Origin of the sequence: Arthrobacter crystallopoietes BAB-32 (assembly GCF_000328305.2) — a bacterium.
Taxonomy (GTDB): domain Bacteria; phylum Actinomycetota; class Actinomycetes; order Actinomycetales; family Micrococcaceae; genus Crystallibacter; species Crystallibacter crystallopoietes_A.
In genome coordinates, this window is sequence record NZ_ANPE02000163.1 from 1 (window position 1) to 7,194 (window position 7,194).

Genomic DNA, 7,194 nt, shown 5'->3' on the forward strand with positions numbered 1-7,194 from the left:
GCGGGGGCAGCCGGTGCTGGGCGGGACGGCTCGCTGCATGGAACTCGCAACGGCAGAACCCACGGACCGGCATCTAGAATAGCTGTCCATCGTCTACCCAGATTAGCAGGGCTACCAGCTCTGCGGCACCGGCCGGCCCTCCTCGTAACCGGCGGCCGATTGCACGCCCACCACGGCCTTCTCGCGGAATTCGACCAGGTTGGCCGCCCCCGCATAGGTCATCGAACTGCGCAGTCCGGACGTGATGCCATCCAGCAGGTCCTCCACGCCGGGCCGCAGCGGGTCCAAGTACATCCGCGAGCTGGAGATTCCCTCCTCGAACAGGCCCTTGCGGGCGCGGTCGAAGGCCTCCTCGTGCTGCGTCCGGTACTGGACGGCGCGTGCCGAGGCCATCCCGAAGCTCTCCTTGTAGAGCCGGCCTTCGTTGTCGGTCAGCAGGTCCCCCGGACTCTCGTGCGTGCCGGCAAACCAGGAGCCGATCATGACCTGGCTGGCTCCTGCCGCCAGCGCCAGGGCAACGTCGCGCGGGTAGCGGACGCCGCCGTCGGCCCAGACGTGGGCACCGACCTCGCGGGCGGCCTCGGCGCATTCGTGCACCGCAGAGAACTGGGGCCGGCCCACAGCCGTCATCATCCGCGTGGTGCACATTGCGCCCGGCCCGACACCGACCTTGACTATGTCCGCTCCGGCCTCGACGAGATCCCGCACACCCTCGGCGCTGACCACGTTGCCGGCCACCACGGGAACCTCCGGGCTGAGGCTGCGCACGGCACGCAGGGCATCGAACATTGTGGCCTGGTGGCCGTGCGCGGTGTCGACGACGAGCACATCCACTCCCGCCTCCAGCAGCGCCGCGGCCTTCTTGGCCACGTCGCCATTAATTCCGACGGCGGCACCTACCCTCAGCTTGCCGCGACCATCTACCGCTGGGCGGTAGATGGTGGACCGCAGCACACCCGTGCGGGTCAGGGCACCCAGGAGCACACCACCGTCGTCCACCACCGGGGCGAAGGACGTCCCCGCCGTGTCGAACATCTCGAAAGCCTTGCGCAGCGCGGACTGCAGGTCGCCCTCGAACATCGAGGCCTGCAGGGTCAGCGGCTGCTCCCGCATGACCGACTCGAGCGATGTGAAGCGGTCGACGCCCTCGCAGTCCTCGGCGCGGACCACGCCGCGGCACAACCCCTGGTCATCAACGACGGCAACAGCGCGGTGCGAGCGCTTGTTCATCAGGTGGATGGCGTCGATCACGGTGTTGCCCGGCTGGAGCTTCAACGGAGTCTCGTAAACAGTGTGCCGGTCCTTGACCCAGCCAGTGACCTCTGCGAGCACGTCCAGGGGAACGTCCTGGGGCAGGACGGCCAGACCGCCGCGCCGGGAAATCGTCTCCACCATGCGCCGGCCGGTGACCGCCGTCATATTGGCCACCACGATCGGGATCGTGCTCCCGGTGCCATCGCCGGAGGAAAGGTCGACGTCAAGCCGGGACACGACGTCGGACTTGGAAGGGACCAGGAATACGTCGGAGTAGGTCAAATCGGTCAGCGGCTGGTTGATGAATTGCATGGCCACTCCTGGCAATCGGGTGCTGCGGCGGATTCCTCCCAAAGTCTATGCCGATCCCGGCCCGGGCCGCGACGCAGCCGGCCGCAATGCGCGCCGGCCAGACGGGCGTGGTTGAGGGGCTGGAAGTGCCTGCAGAGACTTCCGCCACGGATGCGGCAAAGATTGGCCTGCGTGGCGGGTCTGTCATTAGACTGGCAGGAGGTCCAGACCAGGTGCGTCAGTACGCGCCCACGCACTCGGCGCCTGAGGTTCCGCGAGGTGCACGGTGCCACGCGTGCGGTCTGCAGGGCAAGCGGCAATACACGGAAGAGGCGTATAACAAGTGCCAGAGCATCCCAAGCTTCGTCTACCCGAGGAATTCGGCGGTAACGAGTGGCTCGTTGACGAGATCTACGAGCAGTACCTCCAGGACAAGAATTCGGTGGACAAGAAATGGTGGAGCATCTTTGAATCTGCTGGCGCGGCTTCGGCTGGGAACGGCAATGCTCAGCAGCCCACCCAGGCTGCCGAACCGAGCCCCAAGACCGCAGAGCTGCCCGTAGTCAAAACCGCCAACGACACCCCCGCCGCCTCCGCCGAGACGACGGCCCAGAGCCGCCCCGCGGCCAAGGCCATTCCGGCCGACACCAAGCCGGCGCCGAACACTTCGAAGGACACCGGCGCACTGGCCACCGTCCCGAAGCCGGCCGCCGCAGCACCGAAAACGGCTCCGATTCCGGCCCAGCTGCCGAAGTCCGCGCCCAGCGCCGTTGTCGAAGAAGACACCGTCTCCGTCCTCCGCGGGCCGGCCAAGGCCATCGCCACCAACATGGACCAGAGCCTGTCCGTTCCCACGGCGACCACCGTGCGCGCCGTCCCCGCCAAACTGCTGATCGACAACCGCCTGGTCATCAACTCCAACCTGGCACGCGCCCGCGGCGGCAAGGTCTCCTTCACCCACCTGATCGGCTATGCCGTCGTGAAGGCACTGGGCCAGTTCCCCAGCCAGAACGTCCACTACGACGAGGTGGATGGCAAACCCGTCGCGGTCCAGCCCGCCCACGTGAACTTCGGCATCGCCATCGACATGCCCAAGCCGGACGGTTCCCGCCTGCTGGTGGTCCCGAACATCAAGAAGGCCGAGACGCTGAACTTCTCGGAGTTCTGGCACACCTATGAGGACCTGATCAAGCGCGCCCGGGCGGGCAAGCTGACCGCTGACGACTATGCCGGCACCACCGCCTCGCTGACCAATCCCGGCGGCATCGGCACCGTCCACTCCGTGCCGCGCCTGTCCAAGGGCCAGGCCACTATCGTGGGCGTCGGCGCGCTGGAATACCCGGCCGAGTTCCGCGGCGCCAGCGAGAAGACGATCGCGGCCCAGGGCGTGGGCAAGATCATCACCCTGACCTCGACCTACGACCACCGCGTCATCCAAGGTGCCGGCTCGGGCGAGTTCCTGCGCCTGGTCGAGTCCCTGCTGCTGGGCGAACAGGACTTCTACGACGAGATTTTCGAAGCCCTGCGTATTCCCTACGAGCCCGTCCGCTGGCGGGCCGACATTCAGGTCGACCCGATCGACGAGATCAACAAGGTGGCCCGGATCCAGCAGCTGATCCACTCCTACCGCGTGCGCGGTCATCTGATGGCGGACACCAACCCGCTGGAGTATGTCCAGCGCAAGCACCCGGACCTGGACATCCAGACCCACGGCCTGACTCTCTGGGACCTGGACCGCGAATGGGTCACCGGCGGGTTCGGCGGCAAGCCCCAGCTCAAGCTGCGCGACATCCTGGGTGTCCTGCGGGACGCCTACTGCCGCACCACAGGCATCGAGTACATGCACATCCAGGACCCGGCCGAACGTGCCTGGTTCCAGAACGAACTGGAGCGCCCCTACGCCAAGCCGAGCCGCGAGGAACAGCTGCGCATCCTGGGCAAGCTCAACGCTGCCGAGGCCTTCGAGACCTTCCTCCAGACCAAGTTCGTGGGCCAGAAGCGCTTCTCGCTGGAGGGCGGCGAATCCCTGATCCCGCTTCTGGACGCGGTCATCTCCGATGCCGCCGACGACGGTCTGGACGAGGTCGCCATCGGCATGGCCCACCGCGGCCGCCTTAACGTGCTGACCAATATCGCCGGCAAGACCTACGCGCAGGTCTTCCGCGAGTTCGAGGGAACCCAGGACCCGCGCAGCGTGCAGGGCTCCGGTGACGTGAAGTACCACCTCGGCACCGAAGGCACGTTCACGTCGGACAACGGCAACGAGACCAAGGTGTACCTGGCCGCCAACCCGTCCCACCTGGAAGCCGTGGACCCGGTCCTCGAGGGCATCGTCCGCGCCAAGCAGGACCGCCTGGACCTGGGCGACGGCGCATTCCCGGTGCTGCCGATCATGGTGCACGGCGACGCGGCCTTCGCCGGCCAGGGCGTCGTGGCGGAAACGCTGAACCTGTCCCAGTTGCGCGGCTACCGCACCGGCGGCACCGTCCATGTGATCGTGAACAACCAGGTAGGCTTCACCACCTCGCCGCACTCCTCGCGGTCGTCCGTGTACTCCACCGACGTGGCCAAGATGATCCAGGCCCCGGTCTTCCACGTGAACGGGGACGACCCCGAGGCCGTGGTCCGGGTGGCCCAGCTGGCCTACCGCTTCCGCCAGCGGTTCCACAAGGACGTCGTCATCGACCTGGTCTGCTACCGGCGCCGCGGACACAACGAGGGCGACGATCCCTCGATGACGCAGCCGATGATGTACAACCTGATCGAAGCCAAGCGCTCCACCCGCAAGCTCTACACAGAGGCGCTCGTGGGCCGCGGCGACATCACCCAGGAAGAGGCCGACCAGGCCCTGCGCGACTACCAGGAACGCCTGGAGCGCGTGTTCGCCGAAACGCACGCGGCCCAGACCTCCCCGATTCCGGTGGTCACCAAGGACTCCTCTCCGGTTTCGGACCTCGAGCGCCCGCTGTCCCAGCAGTCCGAGGACACCATGGCCACTCCGTCCAGCACCGCGGTCAGCGGCGAAGTCATGGCACGGATCGGCAAGGCCCATCTGGAGATTCCGGACGGCTTCACCGTCCACCCGAAGCTCAAGGCACTGCTGGAGAAGCGCGAGCAGATGTCCCGCGAAGGCGGCATCGACTGGGGCTTCGGCGAAATTGCCGGCTTCGGCTCCCTCCTGCTCGAGGGCGTTCCGGTACGCCTGGCCGGTCAGGACTCCCGCCGCGGTACCTTCGTGCAGCGGCACGCCGTCTTCCACGACCGTGCGACCGGCGACGAGTGGTCGCCGCTGACCCGGCTCAGCCCGGACCAGGCCAAGCTGTGGATCTACGACTCGCTGTTGTCCGAATACGCGGCCATGGGCTTCGAATACGGCTACTCCGTGGAGCGCCCGGATGCCCTGGTCATCTGGGAAGCCCAGTTCGGTGACTTCGTCAACGGCGCGCAGACCGTCATCGACGAGTTCATCTCCTCTGCCGAGCAGAAGTGGGGCCAGCGTTCGTCGCTGGTGCTGATGCTGCCCCACGGCTACGAGGGCCAGGGCCCCGACCACTCGTCGGCCCGCATCGAACGCTTCCTGCAGCTGTGTGCCGAGGACAACATGGTGGTGGCCAACCCGACCACGCCGGCGTCGCACTTCCATCTGCTGCGCCGCCAGGCGTACGCACGGCCGCGCAAACCGCTGATCATCTTCACCCCGAAGCAGCTGCTGCGCCTGAAGGCTGCCGCGTCCAAGGTCGAGGACTTCACCGAGGGCACGTTCCGCCCGGTCATTCCGGAAGTCCAGGACCTTAACGCTGCCGAAGTTGATCGTGTGGTGCTGGTCTCCGGACGGCTCTACTACGATCTGCTCGCCGCGCGGCAGAAGAGCTCGGATACCAAGACCGCACTGGTCCGCGTCGAGCAGCTTTACCCGCTGCCGGTCGATGAGATCCAGGCGGAACTGGCGAAGTATCCGAACGCAGAGGTTGTCTGGGCACAGGACGAGCCGGCGAACCAGGGACCGTGGCCGTTCATGGGCCTCTACCTGCCGCAGCAGCTTGACCGCAGGATGCGCCTGGTCTCGCGCCCGGCCTCGGCAGCCACATCAACAGGCTCTGCCAAGCGCCATGCCGTCGAGCAGGACGTCCTTGTCAAGAAGGTGTTTGAGCGCAAGTAAGTAAGATGTTGGGTGGGGTGCAGGGCACCCACCCTCTTCTTTTAAGCAGCCACTGGCCGAACCAACAGAAAGCAACCCGTGGAGCAACGCAGAATCAGGATTGCCGCTGTCGGCGATGAACTTCTAGCCGGAATGGGCGACCAGCGCGCCCTCGGATGGCTCGGACGGACCCTGGCCAGGACGAATCCCGCGCCGGCCAGCCTGGAAGCGTTCACTCTGGCGTCCCCGAACGAGGGCACCGAAGAACTCGCCGGCCGGTGGTTGCAGGAGGCCGGCCGGCGCTTCGACGATGGCTACGAGAACCGGCTCGTCGTCGGCCTTTCCGATCGGGACCTGGATCTGGACCTGACGACGGCGCGCAGCCGGCTGAATCTGGCCAACATTCTCGACGGCGCCGCGCAGCTGAGCATCAAGGTCTTCGTCGTCGGACCGCCGCCCGGCCTGGACCCGGCGCGAAACCAGCGTCTGGCCGAGCTCTCGGCGGCCTTTGCCGACGTCACCACCCGGCGCAGGCACGTGTATGTGGACACCTTCTCGCCGTTGCTCAACCATGAACAGTGGCGCACCGACCTCGCTGCCAACGGCGGCATGCCGGGCCAAGCGGGCTACGGACTGATGGCCTGGCTCGTGCTGCACCGCGGCTGGTACCAGTGGCTGGAGCTCCCGGAACCGTCCTAGCAGCGGCCGGTCAGTGGGTGAGGACGATCTTGCCCGCCACCTCGCCCGAGGCCATTTTCGCGAAAACATCCCTCGCTTTCTGCAATGGCATGACGCTGTCCACCTGCGAACGGTTCCCTGTCGCCACGTGGAACTGCAGCATGCGGCCATCGCGATCAAGACGGAGGCCACTCCCCCGCCGGAACCTTGGACCAGCATCGTTGCCCCGGGTGCTGCCGGGTTGACGGAAAAGAGCATCCGTTAGGCAGTCAGCCACGACGTCGGAAGGCAGGCTGCTGTTTCAAAGTCCAGTTCACGGGGCTTTCGGCAGCACCTTCCGCTCGGGCACCCACACCGCGTCGGCCATCGCTCCAGGCCACACTCCGGACAGCAGCGAATGCCGGGCGTCCTAGGTCTCGTCCCCTGGCCAAGGCCCTTGAGGGAGTACAAACCGTGTTGGTTCAAGGCCGAGGCTTTGACGCGGACAGACTGCGGCAACTGCAGGTCCCCGTCCTCCAGTCCCGACAGTGGATCTTCTACGGACTGGCTGCTGGCGAAAACGCCACGCATTCATGCTCGTTCCGGGTTGCTCTGCCAGCATCCTGGACACCCCGCCGCACCGTCGGCCGCCGCTGGTTAGGAATGGACGCGCGAGGTATGGGAGACTGGTACGCAGTTCTTTTTCGCCCAGGTAAGGAGGCAGCCATGAGCAAGCGAGCACGCAAGCGCCGTGACCGCAAGCGCGGCGGCGCAAACCACGGCAAGCGCCCCAACACCTAAGCTGCGCTCCCGTTGGAGCACAGCTGGTGGCAAGCGCCCCGGTAAGCAGAGAA

Annotated in this window: 5 protein-coding genes; 3 read left to right on the top strand and 2 right to left on the bottom strand. The window is 66.4% G+C overall.

Translation table 11 applies throughout. From position 1 onward, the window contains the following. Positions 1–111: 111 nt before the first annotated feature. Positions 112–1,566, bottom strand: a complete 1,455-nt coding sequence (locus tag D477_RS13400; RefSeq protein WP_005270049.1) for a GuaB1 family IMP dehydrogenase-related protein — start codon at positions 1,564–1,566, stop codon at positions 112–114. Positions 1,567–1,888: 322 nt separating this feature from the next. Between D477_RS13400 and D477_RS13405 the strand changes: the two genes are divergently transcribed. Together D477_RS13405 and D477_RS13410 are read left to right on the top strand one after the other, a co-directional pair. Further along, positions 1,889–5,704 carry a multifunctional oxoglutarate decarboxylase/oxoglutarate dehydrogenase thiamine pyrophosphate-binding subunit/dihydrolipoyllysine-residue succinyltransferase subunit gene (locus D477_RS13405; RefSeq protein ID WP_005270050.1) on the top strand — a complete coding sequence of 1,272 codons (3,816 nt, stop codon included), beginning with the start codon at positions 1,889–1,891 and terminating at the stop codon, positions 5,702–5,704. Between the two features lie 78 nt (positions 5,705–5,782). Next, positions 5,783–6,382 carry a GDSL-type esterase/lipase family protein gene (locus tag D477_RS13410; protein WP_005270051.1) on the top strand — a complete coding sequence of 200 codons (600 nt, stop codon included), beginning with the start codon at positions 5,783–5,785 and terminating at the stop codon, positions 6,380–6,382. A 10-nt stretch (positions 6,383–6,392) separates the two neighbouring features. On the opposite strand, the gene D477_RS23565 is transcribed toward D477_RS13410, so the two are convergent. Continuing rightward, positions 6,393–6,524, bottom strand: coding sequence for a hypothetical protein (locus tag D477_RS23565; RefSeq protein WP_005270052.1), 132 nt, complete (start codon positions 6,522–6,524; stop codon positions 6,393–6,395). 542 nt (positions 6,525–7,066) lie between these two features. On the opposite strand from D477_RS23565, the gene D477_RS23880 reads away from it, so the two are divergent. After that, complete coding sequence (locus D477_RS23880; RefSeq protein WP_369299106.1) at positions 7,067–7,141, top strand: 50S ribosomal protein bL37; 75 nt, start codon at positions 7,067–7,069, stop codon at positions 7,139–7,141. Positions 7,142–7,194 lie beyond the last annotated feature (53 nt).